The 19,682-nt window shown below is 63.6% G+C and carries 18 protein-coding genes; 4 read left to right on the forward strand and 14 right to left on the reverse strand.

Features of this window, described 5'->3' with window-relative positions:
* Nucleotides 1-19 precede the first annotated feature (19 nt).
* From urtA to JKA62_RS08260, 14 genes are all read right to left on the reverse strand, one after another.
* Nucleotides 20-1,285: an urea ABC transporter substrate-binding protein gene (gene urtA, locus JKA62_RS08195; RefSeq protein ID WP_011332239.1), complete on the reverse strand. Its 1,266-nt coding sequence runs from the start codon at nt 1,283-1,285 to the stop codon at nt 20-22.
* A 205-nt stretch (nt 1,286-1,490) separates the two neighbouring features.
* A complete protein-coding gene (locus JKA62_RS08200; RefSeq protein ID WP_201817277.1) occupies nt 1,491-2,501 on the reverse strand; it encodes a FecCD family ABC transporter permease in 1,011 nt (336 codons plus the stop codon).
* Nucleotides 2,498-3,445, reverse strand: a complete 948-nt coding sequence (locus JKA62_RS08205; RefSeq protein ID WP_085655587.1) for an ABC transporter substrate-binding protein — start codon at nt 3,443-3,445, stop codon at nt 2,498-2,500. Before JKA62_RS08205 ends, JKA62_RS08200 begins: the two co-directional genes overlap by 4 nt.
* Nucleotides 3,442-4,230 (reverse strand): ABC transporter ATP-binding protein, encoded by a 789-nt coding sequence (locus JKA62_RS08210; RefSeq protein WP_201817280.1) that lies wholly within the window; start codon nt 4,228-4,230, stop codon nt 3,442-3,444. Before JKA62_RS08210 ends, JKA62_RS08205 begins: the two co-directional genes overlap by 4 nt.
* A gap of 12 nt (nt 4,231-4,242) precedes the next feature.
* Entirely contained in the window at nt 4,243-6,369 is a 2,127-nt protein-coding gene (locus JKA62_RS08215; RefSeq protein WP_201817283.1) for a TonB-dependent receptor, read from the reverse strand.
* Between the two features lie 162 nt (nt 6,370-6,531).
* Nucleotides 6,532-7,911, reverse strand: coding sequence for a PepSY-associated TM helix domain-containing protein (locus JKA62_RS08220; protein WP_201817285.1), 1,380 nt, complete (start codon nt 7,909-7,911; stop codon nt 6,532-6,534).
* A 79-nt stretch (nt 7,912-7,990) separates the two neighbouring features.
* Nucleotides 7,991-10,111: a TonB-dependent copper receptor gene (locus JKA62_RS08225; RefSeq protein WP_201817291.1), complete on the reverse strand. Its 2,121-nt coding sequence runs from the start codon at nt 10,109-10,111 to the stop codon at nt 7,991-7,993.
* Between the two features lie 84 nt (nt 10,112-10,195).
* The gene (locus tag JKA62_RS08230; protein WP_201817294.1) at nt 10,196-10,642 is read right to left on the reverse strand and encodes a DUF2946 domain-containing protein; all 447 of its coding nucleotides are present in this window, start codon (nt 10,640-10,642) and stop codon (nt 10,196-10,198) included.
* A gap of 21 nt (nt 10,643-10,663) precedes the next feature.
* Nucleotides 10,664-11,143, reverse strand: coding sequence for a copper chaperone PCu(A)C (locus tag JKA62_RS08235; protein WP_103386781.1), 480 nt, complete (start codon nt 11,141-11,143; stop codon nt 10,664-10,666).
* Nucleotides 11,144-11,191: 48 nt separating this feature from the next.
* On the reverse strand, nt 11,192-11,593 hold the full coding sequence (locus JKA62_RS08240; RefSeq protein WP_007951042.1) for a DUF2946 domain-containing protein: 402 nt from the start codon (nt 11,591-11,593) through the stop codon (nt 11,192-11,194).
* A 47-nt stretch (nt 11,594-11,640) separates the two neighbouring features.
* On the reverse strand, nt 11,641-11,952 hold the full coding sequence (locus JKA62_RS08245; protein WP_039772019.1) for a hypothetical protein: 312 nt from the start codon (nt 11,950-11,952) through the stop codon (nt 11,641-11,643).
* Between the two features lie 128 nt (nt 11,953-12,080).
* The gene (locus tag JKA62_RS08250; RefSeq protein ID WP_201817296.1) at nt 12,081-12,809 is read right to left on the reverse strand and encodes a cobalt-precorrin-6A reductase; all 729 of its coding nucleotides are present in this window, start codon (nt 12,807-12,809) and stop codon (nt 12,081-12,083) included.
* A complete protein-coding gene (locus tag JKA62_RS08255; RefSeq protein WP_011332250.1) occupies nt 12,806-13,903 on the reverse strand; it encodes a cobalt-precorrin-5B (C(1))-methyltransferase in 1,098 nt (365 codons plus the stop codon). The genes JKA62_RS08250 and JKA62_RS08255 overlap by 4 nt, the downstream gene beginning before the upstream one ends.
* Complete coding sequence (locus tag JKA62_RS08260; RefSeq protein WP_011332251.1) at nt 13,896-15,107, reverse strand: bifunctional cobalt-precorrin-7 (C(5))-methyltransferase/cobalt-precorrin-6B (C(15))-methyltransferase; 1,212 nt, start codon at nt 15,105-15,107, stop codon at nt 13,896-13,898. The genes JKA62_RS08255 and JKA62_RS08260 overlap by 8 nt, the downstream gene beginning before the upstream one ends.
* A gap of 144 nt (nt 15,108-15,251) precedes the next feature.
* Between JKA62_RS08260 and cobG the strand changes: the two genes are divergently transcribed.
* From cobG to cobJ, 4 genes are read left to right on the forward strand one after another with little or no spacing between them, the layout of a single operon-like run.
* Nucleotides 15,252-16,550, forward strand: coding sequence for a precorrin-3B synthase (gene cobG / locus JKA62_RS08265; RefSeq protein WP_011332252.1), 1,299 nt, complete (start codon nt 15,252-15,254; stop codon nt 16,548-16,550).
* Nucleotides 16,543-17,169: a precorrin-8X methylmutase gene (locus JKA62_RS08270; protein WP_011332253.1), complete on the forward strand. Its 627-nt coding sequence runs from the start codon at nt 16,543-16,545 to the stop codon at nt 17,167-17,169. The genes cobG and JKA62_RS08270 overlap by 8 nt, the downstream gene beginning before the upstream one ends.
* Complete coding sequence (locus JKA62_RS08275) at nt 17,166-17,900, forward strand: precorrin-2 C(20)-methyltransferase (RefSeq protein ID WP_011332254.1); 735 nt, start codon at nt 17,166-17,168, stop codon at nt 17,898-17,900. The genes JKA62_RS08270 and JKA62_RS08275 overlap by 4 nt, the downstream gene beginning before the upstream one ends.
* On the forward strand, nt 17,900-19,603 hold the full coding sequence (cobJ, locus tag JKA62_RS08280; RefSeq protein ID WP_201817297.1) for a precorrin-3B C(17)-methyltransferase: 1,704 nt from the start codon (nt 17,900-17,902) through the stop codon (nt 19,601-19,603). Before JKA62_RS08275 ends, cobJ begins: the two co-directional genes overlap by 1 nt.
* The last annotated feature ends 79 nt before the right edge of the window (nt 19,604-19,682 follow it).

A 19,682-nucleotide genomic window follows, 5' to 3' on the forward strand; every position in this document is an offset into this window, starting at 1 on the left:
TCAGGTTGAGCGGGTTAACTCAGTTGCTCTTCACCGCATACTCCGGCTTCTTGTCATTACCCGGAATGAACGGACTCCACGGTTGCGCCCGAATCGGCCCCTCGGTCTGCCACACCACGTTGAACTGACCGTCGCTCTGGATCTCGCCGATCATCACCGGTTTGTGCAGGTGGTGATTGGTCTTGTCCATGGTCAGGGTGTAGCCCGACGGCGCGGCAAAGGTCTGGCCGCCGAGGGCTTCGCGGACCTTGTCGACGTCGGTGGATTTGGCTTTCTCCGCCGCCTGCGCCCACATGTGAATGCCGACGTAAGTGGCCTCCATCGGGTCGTTGGTCACGGCCTTGTCGGCGCCCGGCAGGTTGTGTTTCTTCGCGTAGGCTTTCCAGTCATCGACGAACTTCTTGTTCACCGGGTTCTCCACCGACTCGAAGTAGTTCCATGCCGCGAGGTTGCCCACCAGCGGCTTGGTGTCGATGCCGCGCAGTTCTTCTTCGCCCACCGAGAACGCCACCACCGGTACGTCGGTGGCTTTCAGGCCCTGGTTGGCCAGCTCTTTGTAGAACGGCACGTTGGAGTCGCCGTTGACGGTGGAGATCACCGCGGTCTTGCCGCCGGCCGAGAATTTTTTGATGTTGGCGACGATGGTTTGATAGTCGCTGTGGCCGAACGGGGTGTAGACCTCTTCGATGTCTTTGTCCGCGACGCCTTTGGAATGCAGGAACGAACGCAGAATCTTGTTGGTGGTGCGCGGGTAGACGTAGTCGGTGCCGAGCAGGAAGTAGCGCTTGGCGCTGCCGCCTTCTTCGCTCATCAGGTACTCAACCGCCGGGATCGCTTGCTGGTTCGGCGCGGCGCCGGTGTAGAACACGTTCGGCGACATCTCTTCGCCTTCGTATTGCACCGGGTAGAACAGCAGGCCGTTGAGTTCTTCGAACACCGGCAGCACCGATTTGCGCGATACCGAGGTCCAGCAGCCGAACACCACCGCGACCTTGTCCTGAGTCAGCAACTGGCGGCCCTTTTCCGCGAACAGCGGCCAGTTCGACGCCGGGTCGACCACCACCGGTTCCAGCATCTTGCCGTTCACCCCGCCCTTGGCGTTGATCTCGTCGATGGTCATCAACGCCATGTCCTTGAGCGACGTTTCGGAGATCGCCATGGTGCCGGACAACGAATGCAGAATCCCGACCTTGATGGTCTCGGCGGCCTGTACGGTCCAGGTCATGCCCATCGCGGCAATGGATGCCGTGAGTGTGAAAGCCTTGATCAAACTGCGACGCTTCATTGTGCGATCTCCATGAACGTTAAAGTTTTTTATGGTTGGCAGATGCGAACGACTGAAGGCTGTTTTGCAAGGGCTGTGCCCGGTCGGGTTTGGGCAGGGAAATGTCGGTTTAGAGCGGTCGCGCGCGGAGACGGCGCACCATGAGGGGACGTGTTGCATGCAAAGGTGCAGCGGGGTGCGCCAGATTGGGGCGCACCCGCAGGATTCAGCGGCGGCGCATCAGGCCGATGAAGAACAGGCCGCCAAGAGCTGCGGTAGCGACGCCGATGGGCAGGTCTTCGGGGGCGATCAGCGTCCGCGCCGCGACGTCGACCCAGACGAGGAAAACGCTGCCGAGCAACACGCACACCGGCAGCAGACGCCGATGCTCGGCACCGATCAGGCGCCGGGCAATGTGCGGCACCATCAGCCCGACAAAGCCGATGGAGCCGCTGATCGACACCAGCACTCCGGTCATCAACGAAGCAATCACGAACACCCGCAGACGCACCGCCCGGGCATTCAGGCCAAGGGTGACGGCGGTCTGTTCGCCGGCCATCAAGGCGTTCAGCGGACGGGCCATGCCGATCAGCAGAATCAATCCGAGCAGGACGCTCAACGCCGGCACCGCCAACAATTCCCAGCGGGCCAGTCCGAGGCCACCGAGCATCCAGAACATCACCGCCGAACTGGCCCGGTGATCGCCCATGAACAGCAGCAGATTGGCGATCGCCATCATTACGAACGACACCGCCACGCCACACAGCAGCAGACGATCACTGTCCAGCCGGCCCTGACGGTTGGCGATGCCCAGTACCAGAAACATGCTCAACAATGCGCCGATGAATGCGGCAATCGGCAAGGTCAGCAGGCCGACGATTTCACCGACGTGCAGCACCACGATCACTGCGCCGAGGGTGGCGCCGGAGGTGACGCCAAGCAGATGCGGATCGGCCAGCGGATTGCGCGTAACTGCCTGCAGCACGGCGCCGATCAACGCCAGCCCTGCGCCGACCAGCGCACCGAGCAACATGCGCGGCACGCGGATCAGCCAGACGATGTGTTCCTGGCCGGCGCTCCAGTCCGGCACGCCGAGGCCGAACAGTTTGTGCAGCAGAATCTGCCACACAACGTCCACCGGCACCCGCGCCGGGCCGAAGCCCAGCGACACCACGCACGACACCAGCAGCACGGCACCGAGGGCGATCAGCAGCAGCGCATAGCGACGATCGATCATTCGCCGTGAAACCCTTTGGCCAGGGTTTCAACCGCCAGCACGTTGTCGATCCCCGGCGTGGCCTGCACGTAAGGGATGACGATGAAGCGCTGGTTCTTGATCGCGTCCACCGATTGCAGCGCCTTGTTCTTCAGCAGGAATTCAATCTTCTGCTCGGCGGTGATTTCGCTGTAGTCGACGATCACGATCACCTGCGGATTGCGCTCGACCACGGTTTCCCAATTGACCCGGGTCCAGCTCGCTTCGACGTCATCGAGCACGTTGCGCCCGCCGGCGGCGTCGATCAGCGCTTGCGGCATGCCGAGGCGGCCGGAGGTCATGGCGCGGTCTTCGCCGCTGTCGTACAGGAATACCCGTGGTTTTTCGGCAGGCAGGTCTTTGCGAATTTCCGCGACCTGACTTTGCATGTCTGCGATCAATGCGTTGGCACGGTCCTGCACGTCGAAAATCTTTCCGAGGTTGCGCAGGTCGTTGTAAGTGTCGTCCAGCGTGGCGGCCGGGCGTTTCATCACGAAGGCGCAGGACTCGGTCAGCTCATAGACGTTGATGCCCAGCGGTTGCAGGGTCTGCGGGGTGAGATCGCCACCGACGCGCATGCCGTAATCCCAGCCGGCGAAGAAGAAATCGACGTTGGCGTTGAGCAGGGTTTCTACCGACGGGTACTTGGCCGCCAGTTCCGGCAAACCGTCGAGCAGCGACTGCATTTCAGGCGTCACCGATTTCCAGCCACTGACGCCGCTATAGCCGGCCATCTTCGATTTGAGGCCGAGGGCGAGCATCATCTGGGTCATGTTGATGTCGTGACTGACCGCGTGTTTCGGCGCTTGCTTGAAGGTCACTTCGCGATTGCAGCTCTGGATCGTCAGCGGGTACTTCGTGGCCTCGGCAAAGGCTTGGGTGGTGCCCAGCAACAGGGCGAGGCAAAGCAGGGAGCGCACAGTCATGGTCGGGTTATCCAGGTGATTCGCGGGTAGCCGTGGAGGGGGTGTGGATCGATCAATGCTTCGACGCCGAACACGTCGCGCAGCAGTTCTACGGTGAGCACTTCCTGCGGCGTGCCGCTGGCGACGATCCGGCCGTGGTTGATCACATACAAACGGTCGCAGAACGCGGCAGCCAGGTTCAGGTCGTGGATGCTCGCCAACGTGCCGATCTGCAAGCGCTTGACCAGTTGCAGCAGCTCCAGCTGATAGCGCGGGTCGAGGTGGTTGGTCGGCTCGTCGAGGATCAGCAGTTGCGGTTGTTGGGTCAGGGCCCGGGCGAGTATGACGCGCTGTTTTTCACCCCCCGACAGCGTGGCGAACGCGTGATCTTCGAAGCCATCGAGGCCCACGGATTTGAGGGCCTGGGTAGCGAGATTGCGGTCTTCCAGCGTGTCGCCATCGAACAGGCCTTTGTGCGGCGTGCGGCCCATGGCGACCACTTCTTCGACGGTCAGGCCGAAGGCGTCGGGGAACTCCTGCAGCACCACAGCGATGCGTTGCGCGCACCAGCGCGAGGATTGTTTCCACACGTTGTGGTGATCGAGCCTGACCTCACCGTGTTCCGGCTGACTGAAGCGATAGGCGCAGCGCAACAGGCTGGTCTTGCCGCTGCCGTTGGGCCCGATCAGCCCGACGAACTCACCGGCGGCCACTTGCAACGAGGCGTCACGCAGCTGGAACTGGTGATGGCAATGGCCGTGGCCCAGAGGTGTCCAGGCGAGATCGGTGAGGGACAGTGAGCTCATTTCGTTCCTGTTCTAGAAGGTGTAGTCAGCGGTGACAAAGAACGAACGAGGCTCACCCAGAATCCACTGCTGGCCCTCATTGTATTGGCTTTGCGCGTACGTCCGGTCAAACAGATTGTTCACCTGCAAGCCCAGCGTGGTGTTGCGCAGGGCTTTCCACGACAGCGTTGCATCGACCACGGTGTAGCTCGGCAGCTCGTTGCGGTTGGCCATGTCGGCGTAGCGCGCATCGACATAACGCACGCCGGCACCGGCTTTCAGGTCATCGGTCAGCGCCTTGCTCAGCCACAGATTGGCAGTGCGGCGTGGCACGTCCACCGGGCGATTGCCGTTGCGCGACACGGGCACGCCACCGACCACTTCTTCGAAATCGTCGTACTTGGCCTTCACGATTGCAGCGTTGGCTTGCAGTTGCCAGGCGTTCTGCAGTTGCAGGTCGAGGCTGGCCTCCACACCGTTCGACGATTGCTGGCCGACCTGCTGCTTGAGCGTCGGGTTGCCCGGGTCGTCAGTCAGCAGCTTCTTCTTCACGATGCGATACGCCGCCAGGGTGAACTCACCACGCTGATCCCAGAACAACTGCTTCAGGCCGATCTCGGTTTGCCGCGCGGTCGACAGGTCATATTGCTGCTGGCTCGGGCTCAGGGAAATCAAACCGCCGATGCCATCGGTGCTGGTGGCGACCTGGCCGTAGAACGAGGTGTCCTGGGTCAGCGCGAACACCAGACCGGCCTTCCAGTTGTTGCCGGTCAGGGGCTTGTCGCTCTGGCTGCCGTCGACCAGGTTGTTGCGATCCACGTGTACGTAGTCGCGGCGCACACCGGTCACCAGCGACCAGCGTTCGCTCAGTTGCGTGCGGTTTTCGGCGAACACCGACATCTGTTTGGTGGTGCTGTCGAACTGATCGCGATACGGATCGGCGCTCTCGAAATAGCCGGTCTGCGGGTGATAGCGATCCAGCGGCTGGCCGTTCGGCAATACGTCGTTGAACGGCGAGTTGCTGTCGAGCTGGAAGCGGATGCGGTTGTAATCAACGCCGGTCACGGTCTGGCTGTCGAGGCCGAACAGCGAGTGCTTGAAGGTGAAGGTCTGGCGGTCGCCGACCTGTTCCTGCTTATGGCCGATGCCAAAATAGCCGCTGCGGCTGAGCTGCTGACTGTCAACGTCGAAGTTGTAGTTCTCGGCGTTCTGCCAGCGGCGCTGGGCCTTGAGGTAGTACAGCTCGTTGTTGGCGCTGACTGCATCGTTGATCTGCCAGTCGCTGGTCAGGCGCGTCCATTGATCGTTGTAGTGCTGTTTGTCGTCGCGCACGTTGTAGTTCTTGTTGCGCAGGCTGTCCTTCAACTGGCCGTTGATCAGTGGCGTACCGAAGTAGTTCTGCGGGCGCTGATCGCCGTAATCGTGAGCGAGGGTGAAACTCAGATCGTCGGTGGCCTGCCAGCGCAGGGCGGCGCTGATGAAGTCGCTGGATGAATCACCGCGATCGACCCAGCCATTGCTGCGCAGGCGGTTGAGGTTGAGGCGATAGCTCAGGGTGTCGGTCAGCGAGCCGCCGCTGTCGAACGCCTGCTGCTGGCGGTCGAACGAGCCGTAACCGACGCGCACGTGGTTTTCGATTTCGCCTTCGAACGGCTTTTTCGGGATCGCGTTGACCACCGCACCGGTCGCGCCTTCGCCGTACAGCACCGAGGCCGGGCCGCGCAGGACATCGACGCGCTCCACCGACCAAGTGTCGACCGGGAACGTCACGGTGCCCATGCCGGTGTACAGGCGGTTACCGTCATACAACTGCATCACCGAACTCTGCCCAGTAAAACCCCGGGCTTGCAACGAAGTGCCGCCATCGCCCGGCGTGCCGGTGCGGCTGATGCCGGTGCTGCGCGACACCGCGTCCTGCACGCTGCGATCGCCACGGGCGCGGACTTGCTCGCCGCTGAGGCTTTCGACGCTGGCCGGGGTTTCCATCGCGCTGAGGTTCAGGCGCGAGCCGGCGCTGGTTGGCGTGCTCAGGCTGACGGTCTGGTCGTCATTGGCCAGGGCGGTGATGGTGCCGGTGGGCAGCGTCAGCGGGGCGTTGTCGGCGTGGGCGCTGTGGTTCAAGGCGAACAGACAGAGGCTGGACAAGAGGTACTTGTTCATCGGGACGGTGAATCACTTCTTCAAAAGAAAAGCCCGCAGCCTCATGACAGTGCATGGCTGCGGGCAGAGCAGCAAATTTGCGTTATACAGTAACACTAAAAATTGCCGGAGATTAAGCCTCGGCAGTTTAAAGATCTGTCTGGATCGCGCATCTCGCGAGATTCACGATGAAGTTGAAGCAGATTCAGTTTGCCGGGCCAGACGCGACAACAGCAGCCGATCCAGCAACCACACCACCACCAGCGAAGCCCCCACCAGCGGAAACACCACCGCCAGCACCAGCATGATCGCCACCCCGGTTTTCCACTTCGGCAGATCATGACGCAGCGGCGGCACGCCGAATTTTCCTTGCGGGCGGCGCTTCCACCAGATCACCACGCCGCTGACGGCGCTGAGCAGGATCATCAGGCAGATCAGCAGCACGATGATCTGGTTGAAGGTGCCGAACATCTTGCCTTCGTGGAGCATCACGCCGATCTCGGTGGCCCGGGCAACCGCGCCGTACTGCTCGAAGCGCACATCGGCGAGAACCTTGCCGGTGTACTGATCGATGTGCAGGGTCGCGTCGTTGCGTGGGTCGTCGGCGAACACGGCGATGGTGAACACGCCGGCGGCGGTGGTCGGCATTGTGATGCTGTAGCCCGGCTCGACCTTGCGCTCAACGGCGATGTTTTGCACGTCCTGCAGGCGGATGGTCGGTGCAGCGGGGCCGTGTTGCATACCGCCGTGGGCCATGTGTTCGGCGTGGTCGCCGGACATCGGCATCGGGGTGTTTTCCATCGCCCACGGCACGGTCTGGCGCGCGGCGTTATTGAGGCTGCCGGCCTCGACATCGGAAGTCGGCACGTTGTCCCACATCGCCGCCGGGAACACGTTCCACACCTGCGCGTACTGCTTGCCCCAGAAACCGGTCCAGGTCATGCCGCTGAGCAGCATCACCAGCAGCAACGCGGCGCCCCAGAATCCGGTAACGGCATGCAGGTCACGCCACAGCACGCGGCCGCGACTGCTCAGGCGTGGCCACAGAATCCCCGCTGCCTGACCTCGCGGCCACCACAGGAAAACCCCGGACACCACCAGCACCACGCCCCAGCCGGCGGCCATTTCGATCAGTCGGTCACCGACGGTGCCGATCATCAACTCGCCGTGAATCGCCCGGGCGATGGCTTGCAGGTTCTGCCTGGCATCCTGCTCGCCAAGGATGTCGCCGTGGTACGGATCGACGAACACGTTCAGCTCATGGCCGGCATTGGCCACGACAAACTGCGCGCTGCGCTCGGCATTCACCGGCGGCAGGTACTGGGTGACCTGGCCCTGTGGATAAGCGCTTTTGACCTTTTGCAGCAAGTCATCGGCCGGCACCGTGTGATGCCCGGCGGGGACGTTCAGCAGGCTGCTGTACATCAGCGAATCGAGCTGCGGCTTGAACAGGTAAATGATGCCGGTCAGGGCCAGCATCACCATGAATGGGGCGACGAACAATCCGGCATAAAAATGCCAACGCCAGGCCAGGTTGTAGAAATTCGGTTTGGGCTGTTTCATCACGTGTGCTCCGCTTGGCTTGGATCTTCTCGTTGTCTGTTGCCGCCCGCTCCCTGAAGGGAGCGAGCGCCCTTCAGGGTTAGAAACTCATGTCCACCTTGGTCCAGAGCGTGCGCCCCGGTTCATTGATCGCTTGCGGGTCGTTGGCCGGGTAGCCGAACCCGGCGTTGCCCGCCAGGTTCAGGTGTTCGGCGTAAGCCTTGCCGAACAGGTTGTCGACGCCGGTACTGACCTTCCAGTGTTTGTTGATCCGGTAGGCGCCGTTGAGCGAGAACACGCCGAAGCCCGAACTCTTGTCGTAATCCTTGCCGACCACGTTGCCCTTGTTCTGGTCGATACGGTTTTGCGCGGCAACCACCCTCCACAGTGCGCCGGCGCTCCAGTTGTCTTCGCTGTAGGTCAGGCCGAAGCGGGCATCCAGCGGCGGCATCTGCGGCAGTGCCTTTCCGTCGCTGCTGTTTTTGCCCCAGGCGTAGGCCAAGGTCGCATCGGCTTTCCAGTTGTCGGTGAGTTTGTAGGCGGCACCGAGTTCACCGCCCATGATCCGCGCGTCGATGTTCTCGGCGCGGGAAGTGCTCATGCCCATCATCGTCGGGGTGTAATCGAACAGGATGTAGTCGCGCACCACGCCGATGTAGCCCGAGGCCCAGGCTTCGAGATTGGCGTCCTTGTAGTTCACGCCGAAGTCCAGCTGAGTGGTCTTCTCCGGTTTGATCGAATCGAACGCATTGACCGAACCCGCCGGGCCGGACTTGGGCGAAAACAGCTCCCAGTAATCCGGAAACCGTTGGGCGTGACCGAGGCCGGCGTAGAGCGTGGTCGGGCTGTCGGCCAGGTCATGCTCGTAACGGACGAAGCCGCTCGGCAGGGTGTCGGCGCGGGTATCGCCGGCAGTCGGGTTCGGGCGCGACATCATTCCCGAACCGGTGGTCTGCCGGAAATCCCTGGCCGAGGCACGGTCGACCCGGGCGCCGGTGATCAGACGGTCGCGGTCGGCGGCGTACCAGGTCATTTCGCTGAACACCCCGTAGTTATGGAAGTCGGCGTCCTTGGTGTACGGCTGATCCTTGTAGGTATCGATGCCCATGCCGCTGCGCTGCCGGTGTTCGTTGGTCTGCGCGTCGAGGCCGGTGATCAGCTGGATATCGGCCCAGCGCCAGGTGGCCTTGATCCGCGCGCCGAGGGTGCGGCGGTCGACGTTGGATGCCATGGGACCGGCCATCATCCCGGTGCCGGACGGCGTGCGCAGGGTGTAGTTGTCCATCACGTGGTCGGCGTAGTTGTAGTAGACCTGGGCTTCGAGCTTCTCCAGCACATCGGTGATGTTGGATTTCTCGAAACGCAGACCGAGGCTTTCGCGCAGGAATTGCGAGCCGTCCATGCCGCGTCCGGCGTAGCGCGCTTCGCCGTCGCCCTTGCCGGCAGTGAGTTCGATCAGGGTGTCGGCATCCGGGGTCCAGCCCAGCGCCACGTCGCCGTTCCACTTGTCATAGCGCGAGGCAACGATGTCGTTGTTGCCGTCGCGGTAGTCGTCGGAATGCGCGGTGTTGCCGATCACCCGCACATAGCCCAGCGAGCCGCCGGCCGCCGCATCAACGACCTTGTCGAAGCGCCCGTGGGAGCCGGCCAGCACGCTGGCGTTCACCCGGGTGCCGAGTTCGCCGAAGCTTTCTGGCTCGCGGTCGAACAGGATCGTGCCGGCCGACGCGCCCGGTCCGTAGAGCACGGTTTGCGGGCCTTTGATCACGGTGAGTTTGTCGTAGGTTTCGGGCGAGATGTACGAGGTCGGCGCGTCCATCCGGCCGGGGCAGGCGCCGAGCATCATGCTGCCGTTGGTGAGGATGTTCAGGCGCGAACCGAACATCCCGCGCAGCACCGGATCACCGTTGGTGCCGCCGTTGCGCACCAGGGCGAAGCCTGGAATGGTCTTCAGGTAGTCGCCGCCGTCGCTGGCGGGCACCGGTTGGCGCGGGTCTTTCGGGTTGGTGACGATGGTCAGCGGCGAGCTCGGAGCGATGGCGGTAATCACCGTCGGGCTCAGTTCGTCAGCATGGCCGGCGTGTTCGTCGGCGTGGACCAGCGGGGACAGCAGGACGCCGCAAAGGACGGCGGTAGCGTGCCTGAAACGAACGCGGGATTCGTTCAGGGCAAAGGACGCCGGGGCAGAACCCGGGCGTGGGACAGCAGAAAACCTGGACATGACAATTTCCATCGAACAGTCGTAAACGACACGGCCGGCAGCCTGAGGCTGTCTTCTCAACCGTGTGCAATCAGAGGTGGGTGTTTACGCTGCGATGGGCGGGGCGCGGGTGCGGGCGCCGGGGAAGAAAGTCTGCCGGGCATGGCCCAGGCGCGGGGAGGGTGGGGTGAAGGTGTTGACCAGTGGAATGCTGAAAGTGGCGAAGCTGCCACCGCCGGTCAGCGCCGGGCAGTTGAACAGCAGGCTGCAATAGCCGCACTTTTCCCACAGCACGTGGTGTGCGGATTGCGGCGGACAGTGTTCCGCGGAGGGCTGTGCACCGTGCCCGGAATGATCCATGCCCGGCATGTCCATCGACATGTCCATGCTCATCGGCATGGAGGTCGAGGCGTGCTGATCCATCGGCATCGACTGGGAAATCAGCGGGCCGATGAAGATCATCAACATGGCGAACAGGGCGATCCAGCTGCCGCGGGTCAGGTGTTCAGTCTGACGGCGTTGCAGGGAGGGCCTGGCGCTCAGGGGGCGCATGGGCGGGGTCTGCCGGAACGGTTACTGGGCGTGCGCGTGGGCTTGCGTGGCTTCCGGCGGCTTCTTCTGCACGGCGACTTCGACGGTCACGTCACCGGCCTTTTCAAAGTGCATCGTCAGGGGAAAGCGCTTGCCGTCGGTCAGCAGACTGCGGTCGGTCGGATTCATCAGCATCACGTGATAGGCCATCGGCGCGAAGGTCACGTTTCCACCGGCCGGGATGGCCACGTTCGACACCTGTTGCATCTTCATCAGATCACCCTGCATCACGTGCTCGTGCAGTTCGGCCGTCGGGGCGATCGGCGAATCGACGCTGAGCAGGCGGTCAGCCGTCTTGCCGGCGTTGTGAATGATGAAATACGCGGCAACCGTCGGCGCATTCGGCGGCAGTTCCTGCGACCACGGGTGGGCGATTTCCAGCTCGCCGGCCTTGTATTCGTGGGCATGGGCGAAGCACGCAGGCAGCAACAGCGCAGCGATGACGATGAGTTTGTTCAACATGGCAGTTCTCCAGAACGATTTGAAACGCAGGTCAAATGCGGGAACAAATCAAACCAGAGGAGAGGCGCGGGGATTGAGGCTCGGCCATTGCTGGCGCGGTGTCGGGGTTTGCAGCAAGGCGGGCGCCACGCTGCGGTTGCTTTCGTATCGGGCGAAATACAGCTGCGGCGAATGCCCCGGCAACGCCACCACCGGCGCCGATCCGGAACAGCACCAGCAATGCTGCATGGTCGAATGATGGTCACCACTCTGCGGCGCTTTCTGATCGAGGCTGCCGATGTCGATCGCCACCATCTTCGTCCCGCTGCCGGTGCAGAAACTGCTCCACAGCAACTGCTCGGCCGGCGTCTGCGCCGCCTGCGCCATCGCTCCCGTCAACGGCATGGCGAGCATGTTGAACAGCACTGCGAAGCAGGCGATCCAGGCAAATGCGAGCCGGTGTCGGTTCATGGGACAGATCCGTAGGGTGGGCGATCAGGCGCGGCTATTTAGCCTGATCAGGGCCGATAAGTAAAAAAGCGTCGTGCGGTTTGGTGTCGCAGCGCTACATGCAATTGTGCGAGTAGCATGCTTGCCAGTTCCGTCTCGCCGTTATGAAAGAGTGTAGCGGCTTCGATTCGCAATGCCTGTGCGAAATCCGGATCAGATTGAATTCTCAATCGGATGGTCTGCTTATAGTCTCGGAGCGCCACGCGGTTGAATCGTCCATCGCCTGAGTCCAGTTCCGAACATGCCTTGACGTAGTGCACCAGTTCAGCAGGCGTGTGGAGAAAGTCCTTGATGTCGAAGCGGGTGAATTTTCCGGTCATTGGAACGTGCTCACAAATTCGATGAAACGCTAAACGTAAGCCTGGGCCGCTCGTGCAGATAGTCAGCGATTCTTTAAGTTCTTGTGGGCAGTGTCCTAGCACTCAGTAGGACTTGAGCTTTTTGTTTTTCACGGTCGGACTCCGGCCGCGAGGGCAGCGATGGCGTCAGCAACCGTCCAAAACTCCCGATCAACCCCCGCCAACACCGGCCGCTTCAACACCATCACCGGCACCCCAAGCGCCCGCGCCACGTCCAGCTTCGGCTCGGTTGCGGTGCTGCCGCTGTTCTTGCTGATCAGCACGTCGATCTGCCGGCTTTCGAACAGCGCCCGCTCATCTTCCAGTAGAAACGGCCCACGGGCGCCGATGACTTCGCAGCGTTCGTTGCCGGGGTAGACGTCGAGGGCGCGCAGGGTCCAGAACTGGTGCGCGGGGATTTCATCGAGGTGTTGCAGCGGTTCGCGGCCGAGGGTGAACAGGGGGCGGCGGAAGGGTTCGAGGGCGGTGATCAGTTCGGCCCAGTCGGCGACGTCGCGCCAGTCATCGCCCGGTTGCGGTTGCCAGGCCGGGCGGCGCAGGGCCCAGCAGGGGATGCCGGTGAGTTGCGCGGCGGTGGCGGCGTTCTGGCTGATCTGTGCGGCGTAGGGATGGGTCGCGTCGAGTAAAAGCGTGATGCCTTTAGCGCGAATGAACTGCGCCAGACCTTCGGCGCCACCGTAGCCGCCGACGCGCACCTGACAGGTCAGATCGGTCGGCACCCGGCCGACGCCGGCCAGGCTGTAAATGTGTTCCGGCCCCAACGTGCGCGCGATGGCCAGCGCTTCAGTCACACCGCCCAGCAACAAGATTCGCTTCATACAAAGGCTCCCGCATGGCCGACGATGCCGCCCTGACGATCTATCGCAAACACTTCGACCTGGACCTGCGCCGGTACCACGCTGCGTGCGAACTCCAGAGCATGGCGACAGACCTCATCACCGAGGGCAACGCCAGCCGCACTGGCGATCGCCAACGCCTGCTGACTGGTGTTCGCCCCACGAATGGCTTGTTGCAAGGTGTCGTCGGCGCCAATCGCCGCCGCCCATTCGGCCAGTTGCGGCAGGTCGATGCTCGAATGACGCGAATGCAGGTCCATGTGCCCGGCCGCCAGTTTGCTGATTTTGCCGAAGCCGCCGCACAGGCTGAGTTTATCCACAGGTACTTTGCGCAGGTGCTTGAGCACCGCGCCGACGAAGTCGCCCATTTCGATCAGGGCAATTTCCGGCAGGTTGTAGACCCGGCGCATGGTGTCTTCGCTGGCGTTGCCGGTGCAGGCGGCGATGTGCAGGAAGCCGTTGGTTTTCGCCACGTCGATGCCTTGGTGGATCGAAGCGATGTACGCCGCGCAGGAAAACGGCCGGACGATGCCGCTGGTACCGAGGATCGACAGCCCGCCGAGGATGCCCAGGCGTGGGTTCATGGTCTTCAGCGCCAGGGCTTCGCCGCCCTCGACGTTGACCGTCACCTCGAAGCCGCCGCGATAGCCGGTTTCTTCGGCGAGCAGCGTCAGGTGATCGCTGATCATCTTGCGCGGCACCGGGTTGATCGCCGGTTCGCCGACGGGCAGCACCAAACCCGGACGGGTCACGGTGCCGACGCCTTTGCCGGCGATGAAGCGAATTCCCGGCTCGGCCATCAGCTGCACGCGGGAATAGAGCAATGCGCCGTGAGTCACGTCCGGGTCGTCACCGGCATCCTTGATGGTTCCAGCCTCGGCGCCGTCCTTGGTCAGCCGACAGAACTCCAGGCGCATCTGCACCTGCTTGCCCTTGGGCAAGACGATCTGCACGGCGTCCGCCACCACTCCACCGAGCAACAGGCGCGCGGCGGCGAGGCTGGTGGCCGTGGCGCAGCTGCCGGTAGTCAGGCCGCTGCGCAGGGGCGCGGGTTGTTCGGCGGTTTCGTCACGCATCGAGGGGTTTGACCAGATCGAGCAGGGTGATCGGCAACGCCTGGCGCCAGGTGTCGAATTCGCCCAGCGGCTGTGCCTGGGCGATGTGGATGCGGGTCAGTTCGCCGCCGTGGCGTTCGCGCCAGCTCATCAAGGTCATTTCGCTTTGCAGGGTCACAGCGTTGGCGACCAGTCGGCCACCGGGTTTGAGTTGTGCCCAGCAGGTTTCCAGCACGCCTTCGCGGGTCACGCCGCCGCCGATGAAAATCGCGTCCGGTCGCTCCAGCCCGGCGAGAGCTTGCGGGGCGCTGCCACGAATCAGTTGCAGGCCGGGCACACCCAGCGCATCGCGGTTGTGTTCGATCAGCTGCTGGCGACCATCGTCAGCCTCGATGGCCAGTGCGCGACAGCTCGGGTGCGCGCGCATCCACTCGATGCCGATCGAGCCGCTGCCCGCGCCGACGTCCCAGAGCAATTCGCCCGGTGTCGGGGCGAGGCGGGCGAGGGTGATCGCGCGCACGTCGCGCTTGGTCAGTTGGCCGTCGTGCCGGAAGGCCGAGTCCGGCAGGCCGGCGAGGCGCGACAGGCGCGGTGTCTGCGGATCGGCGAGGCACTCGAGGGCGATCACGTTGAGGTCGGCAATGAGCGGATCGTTCCAGTCGTTGGCGCTGCCGTCGATCCGGCGTTCGGCGCTGCCGCCCAGATGTTCCAGCACGCTCAGGCGACTGGCGCCGAATCCGCGTTCACGCAGCAACGTGGCAACCGCCGCCGGGCTCTGGCCGTCATTGCTCAGCAGCAACAGGCGCACGCCGCCAAACAGTTGTGCATTGAGAGCCGCCAGCGGGCGAGCCACCAGCGACAGCACGCTGACGTCCTGCAACGGCCAGCCCAGTCGGGCCGCCGCCAGCGAGCAGGACGACGGGGCCGGCAGGACCAGCATCTCGGCTTCCGGAACCTGACGCGCCAGACTCGCGCCAACGCCGTAGAACATCGGATCACCACTGGCCAGCACACACACGGCTTCACCGCGACGCTCGAGCACCGGGGCCAGGGAAAACGGGCTCGGCCACAACTGGCGCTCGCCACGGATGCACACCGGCAACAGATCCAGCTGACGCTGACCGCCGATGATCCGCGAAGCGTCCATCAAGGCGCGCCGGGCATTCTTGCCCAGGCCTTTGAAGCCGTCTTCACCGATTCCTACTACTGTCAGCCAGGGTGACATCTGTAGCCCCTCAAAAAAGTGTCCGCAAACGCGCCGTTCCGACGGGCAGACTTTTCATGCCGTCGGACAAAGCAGGCATAATACCGCGCCTTCGCCCGCGAAGCGCCTTTCCCACAGAGCTGTCAGCCCTTGAACGAACGTCCGATGTCCAACGCCATACGCCCCTCGGCCTGTCCGGGGTTGCTGCGTATCGTCCAGGCGCTGGATGGTGGCATCTGCCGGATCAAGCTCGATGGAGGTTCGATCACGGCCGATCAGGCCGATGCGGTGGCCAATGCCGCCGAGCGGTTTGCCGGCGGGGCGATCGAGGCGACCAACCGGGGCAATCTGCAGATTCGCGGGATCGGCGACCAGTCCGCCGCGCTGATCGACAGCCTGCTGGCCGCCGGTCTCGGGCCGCGAACCGCCGCCGGCGACGACGTGCGCAACCTGATGCTCAGCCCCGCCGCCGGCATTGACCGACAGATGCGCTTCGATACCCGTCCATTGGCCGGGCAGATCCTCGAGACCCTGCAAAGCCATCCGCGCTTCCACGAGCTGAGCGCCAAGTTCGCCGTGCAACTGGATGGCGGTGAAGCGCTGGCGATGCTCAAACATCCCCATGATCTGTGGTTGTCGGCATTCGAAAGCGGTGAAAACACGCTGTTGGCGTTTGGCCTGGCGGGTTGCCCGACGGAGCGACCGTTGGCCGCCGTGGCGCTTGTGGACGGACATGCGCTGGTGGTCGCGGTGCTGGAGTTGTTCCTTGATCTCGCCCGACCGGAGCAGACGCGGATGCGCCATCTGCTGGATGAATGCCCGGCGCCGCTGTTCCTGGAAAAACTCGGTCAGCGGATCAGCCTGAAAGCCGCTGGTGATTGGCAGCGGGCAGCCGGACCGGAAGGGTTGCACCTCGGCATTCACCCTCAGCCATCGGCCGGTCAGGTCTATGTCGGTGCCGCACCGCCGCTCGGCCGCCTCGGTCCGGACATGCTGCGTGGCGCTGCGCAACTGGCCATAACCTTCGGCGACGGCAGCCTGCGCTTCACCCCTTGGCAGAGTCTGTTGCTGCCCAATGTGCGGGAAACCGATGCGGTTCAAGTGCTCGACGAATTGGGCAAGCTGAACCTGCTGACCCATGTCGAAGAGCCTTTAACGCACCTGATCGCCTGCACCGGCGCCAACGGCTGCGGCAAAGGCCTGGCCGACACCAAACACGATGCCCGCCTGCTGGCTACGCTGTTGCCACATGCCGTGGATGTGCACCTGTCCGGCTGCCCGCGTTCCTGCGCCGCCGCACATCGGGCTGCGGTGACTCTGCTGGCGGTCGGCCCCGGTCACTACGATCTCTATTTTCGCGATGCAGCGCTGCCGGGTTTCGGCGCGCTGCACGCTCACAACCTTACTATCGAAGCGGCCGCGACCTTGCTCGCCGCCCGCTCACGGAGCCCCCTTGATGCTTGATTACATCCGCGACGGTCAGGAGATCTATCGCAACTCCTTCGCGATCATTCGCAGCGAGGCCAACCTGGCTCGTATCCCGGCCGACCTGGAAAAACTCGCGGTGCGGGTGATTCACGCCTGCGGCATGGTCGAGGCCATCGACGGGCTGCAGTTCTCCGAAGGCGCCGGCAAGGCCGGGCGCGATGCGCTGGCCGCTGGCGCGCCGATCCTCTGTGATGCGCGGATGGTTTCCGAAGGTGTGACCCGCGCGCGCCTGCCGGCCAACAACCAAGTGATCTGCACCTTGCGCGACGACAGTGTGCCGGAACTGGCGCGCGAGCTGGGCAACACTCGCTCGGCAGCTGCGCTGGAACTGTGGCGTCCGCATCTGGAAGGCAGCGTGGTGGTGATCGGCAACGCGCCGACGGCGCTGTTCTATCTGCTGGAAATGCTCGACGCCGGCGCCCCGAAACCGGCGCTGATCCTCGGCTTCCCGGTGGGCTTTGTCGGCGCTGCCGAATCCAAGGCCGAGCTGGCCGCCAACAGCCGTGGCGTGCCGTTCGTGATCATGCAGGGCCGCCTCGGCGGCAGCGCCATGGCCGCCGCTGCGGTCAATGCCCTCGCCACGGAGATCGAATGATGCAGGCTCAAGGACGTTTGATTGGCCTGGGCGTCGGCCCCGGTGATCCGGAACTGATTACCGTCAAGGCCCTGCGCCTGCTGCGCGAATCGCCGGTGGTGGCGTACTTTGTGGCCAAGGGCAAGAAGGGTAACGCGTTCGGCATCATCGAAGCGCACCTGCAGGACGCGCAGAATCTGCTGCCGCTGGTGTACCCGGTGACCACCGAAGTACTGCCGGCACCGCTGTCCTACGAACAGGTGATCAGCGACTTCTACGATGACGCCGCCGAGGAAGTGGCCGCGCATCTGGATGCCGGTCGCGATGTGGCCGTGATCTGCGAAGGTGATCCGTTCTTCTACGGCTCCTACATGTACCTGCATGACCGCCTCGCCGGCCGCTATGAAGCCGAAGTGGTGCCGGGCGTCTGCTCGATGCTCGGCGGCGCGTCGGTGCTCGGCGCGCCGCTGGTGTATCGCAATCAGAGCCTGTCGGTGCTGTCCGGCGTGCTGCCTCACGAAGAACTCAAGCGCCGTCTGGCCGATGCCGATGCGGCGGTGATCATGAAACTGGGGCGCAATTTCCCGAAAGTGCGCGACGTGTTGGCAGAGCTGGGTCTGGCCGAACGTGCGCTGTACGTCGAGCGCGCGACCATGGCCAACCAGAAGATCGTGTCGCTGGATGAGGTCGAGCCGATGTCATCGCCGTACTTCTCGCTGATCATTGTTCCCGGCGAACGGTGGCAAGGCTGATGACCCATTCCACACCGGCCATCGTCATTCTCGGCCAGGGCGCGCTGGCCACGGCCCGTCGCCTTCAGCAGGTCTATCCGGCTGCAAAGATTCACGGCCTCAATGGACGCGTCGAAGGCGCCGACCTGACTTACAGCGACTTCGGCGCGACCCTGCGCGAGTTGTATCAACAGGACACGCCGATCATTGCCCTGTGCGCGGCCGGCATTGTCATTCGCACCCTGGCGCCGCTGTTGCTGGAGAAAGGTGTCGAGCCACCGGTGCTCGCCGTGGCTGAAGACGGCAGCGCCGTGGTGCCGCTGCTCGGCGGCTTGGGCGGGGTGAATGTCATGGCCCGCGAGATCGCAGCTGCGCTTGAAGTGGCAGCGGCGATCACCACCAGCGGTGAGTTGCGTTTCGGCACCTGCCTGCTCAACCCGCCCGGCGGTTATGCCCTTGGCGATCTGGAGCAGGGCAAGCGTTTTGTCTCCGATCTGCTCGCCGGCCACAGCGTGCGCATCGACGGCGCTGCGCCGTGGCTTGAGCAGGCGCAACTGCCGGAAGATCCACAGGCACAGCGCTCGATTCATGTGGGTAGCGCCGCTCGCGCGGCGAATACCAGTGAGTTACTGATTTATCCGCGCAGCGTGGCGGTGGCGGTGGGTTCGTCAGTGACTGACGTGCCGGGCACCCTTCGCGATGCATTGCAGCAGGCCGGTGTGGCGATTCAATCGCTGGCCTGTCTGGTGGCGGCCGATGCTCAGATGGCCAGTCCGGCATTGCGTGAAGCAGCGCTTGAACTGGCAGTGCCGCTGCGCTTTGTCGTGCCGGCGAATGACATCGGTGAGTTGGTTCGCGATGCAGTCCCCGGCGCTCGAATCATCACAACATCCCGAGACATTGCCATCGCCGTGGCCGAACAGCCGCTGGATGTTTCGCAGATCGGTCGTCCGCGCGGCCGTCTGGCCGTCATCGGCCTCGGCCCGGGCGCGGCAGAGCTGATGGTGCCTGCGGTGAAAGCCGAACTGGCCCGCGCCACCGACGTTCTCGGTTACGAAACCTACGTGCGCATGGCCGGCCCCTTCCGCGACGATCAGGTGCAGCATTGCACCGACAACCGCGAAGAAATGCAGCGTGCCCGTCACGCCTTCAGACTGGCCGCTCAGGGACGTTCGGTGATTGTGGTTTCGTCGGGCGATCCGGGCGTGTTCGCCATGGCGGCAGCGGTGCTCGAAGCGTTGCACGAGTCGACGGACCCGGCGTGGCACAGCGTCGATCTGGAAATCCTGCCGGGTGTTTCGGCGTCGCTCGCCACCGCCGCTCAGGCCGGTGCACCGCTGGGCCATGACTTCTGCGTGATGTCGCTGTCGGACAACCTCAAGCCGTGGTCGATCATCGAAAAGCGTCTGGATCTGGCCGCCGAGGCGGATCTGGCGCTGGCCTTCTACAACCCGATCTCTCGTTCGCGACCGTGGCAGTTGGGCCGAGCCCTGGAAATCGTTGCGCAACACCGTACATCGCAGACACCGGTGGTGCTCGGGCGTGACATCGGCCGGCCGGGGCAGACGTTGCGGGTGACGACGCTCGGCGCGTTGACCCCGGATCAAGTGGACATGCGCACTATGGTGTTGATCGGTTCGTCCACCACCTGCACGTTCCCCCGCGCCGAAGGCGGGAAGTGGGTCTACACGCCACGTTGGTACGGTAGCAAGCCAGCGGGCTGAGCCTCTCGCTCCGACGTATCAGGAAGCTGGAGCAGTACTAAATAAAACAGGGCGCGAACAGGAGTTCGCGACCCTGTTT

The sequence above is a fragment of the Pseudomonas sp. B7 genome (genome assembly GCF_016735645.1).
In the GTDB taxonomy this organism is placed as follows: domain Bacteria; phylum Pseudomonadota; class Gammaproteobacteria; order Pseudomonadales; family Pseudomonadaceae; genus Aquipseudomonas; species Aquipseudomonas glycinae.

What these genes read in the sequence shown, in the direction of transcription:
- urtA (WP_011332239.1), bottom strand. Translation starts at nt 1,285, where the DNA reads ATGAAGCGTCGCAGTTTGATCAAGGCTTTCACACTCACGGCATCCATT.
- JKA62_RS08200 (WP_201817277.1), bottom strand. Translation starts at nt 2,501, where the DNA reads ATGATCGATCGTCGCTATGCGCTGCTGCTGATCGCCCTCGGTGCCGTG.
- JKA62_RS08205 (WP_085655587.1), bottom strand. Translation starts at nt 3,445, where the DNA reads ATGACTGTGCGCTCCCTGCTTTGCCTCGCCCTGTTGCTGGGCACCACC.
- JKA62_RS08210 (WP_201817280.1), bottom strand. Translation starts at nt 4,230, where the DNA reads ATGAGCTCACTGTCCCTCACCGATCTCGCCTGGACACCTCTGGGCCAC.
- JKA62_RS08215 (WP_201817283.1), bottom strand. Translation starts at nt 6,369, where the DNA reads ATGAACAAGTACCTCTTGTCCAGCCTCTGTCTGTTCGCCTTGAACCAC.
- JKA62_RS08220 (WP_201817285.1), bottom strand. Translation starts at nt 7,911, where the DNA reads ATGAAACAGCCCAAACCGAATTTCTACAACCTGGCCTGGCGTTGGCAT.
- JKA62_RS08225 (WP_201817291.1), bottom strand. Translation starts at nt 10,111, where the DNA reads ATGTCCAGGTTTTCTGCTGTCCCACGCCCGGGTTCTGCCCCGGCGTCC.
- JKA62_RS08230 (WP_201817294.1), bottom strand. Translation starts at nt 10,642, where the DNA reads ATGCGCCCCCTGAGCGCCAGGCCCTCCCTGCAACGCCGTCAGACTGAA.
- JKA62_RS08235 (WP_103386781.1), bottom strand. Translation starts at nt 11,143, where the DNA reads ATGTTGAACAAACTCATCGTCATCGCTGCGCTGTTGCTGCCTGCGTGC.
- JKA62_RS08240 (WP_007951042.1), bottom strand. Translation starts at nt 11,593, where the DNA reads ATGAACCGACACCGGCTCGCATTTGCCTGGATCGCCTGCTTCGCAGTG.
- JKA62_RS08245 (WP_039772019.1), bottom strand. Translation starts at nt 11,952, where the DNA reads ATGACCGGAAAATTCACCCGCTTCGACATCAAGGACTTTCTCCACACG.
- JKA62_RS08250 (WP_201817296.1), bottom strand. Translation starts at nt 12,809, where the DNA reads ATGAAGCGAATCTTGTTGCTGGGCGGTGTGACTGAAGCGCTGGCCATC.
- JKA62_RS08255 (WP_011332250.1), bottom strand. Translation starts at nt 13,903, where the DNA reads ATGCGTGACGAAACCGCCGAACAACCCGCGCCCCTGCGCAGCGGCCTG.
- JKA62_RS08260 (WP_011332251.1), bottom strand. Translation starts at nt 15,107, where the DNA reads ATGTCACCCTGGCTGACAGTAGTAGGAATCGGTGAAGACGGCTTCAAA.
- cobG (WP_011332252.1), top strand. Translation starts at nt 15,252, where the DNA reads ATGTCCAACGCCATACGCCCCTCGGCCTGTCCGGGGTTGCTGCGTATC.
- JKA62_RS08270 (WP_011332253.1), top strand. Translation starts at nt 16,543, where the DNA reads ATGCTTGATTACATCCGCGACGGTCAGGAGATCTATCGCAACTCCTTC.
- JKA62_RS08275 (WP_011332254.1), top strand. Translation starts at nt 17,166, where the DNA reads ATGATGCAGGCTCAAGGACGTTTGATTGGCCTGGGCGTCGGCCCCGGT.
- cobJ (WP_201817297.1), top strand. Translation starts at nt 17,900, where the DNA reads ATGACCCATTCCACACCGGCCATCGTCATTCTCGGCCAGGGCGCGCTG.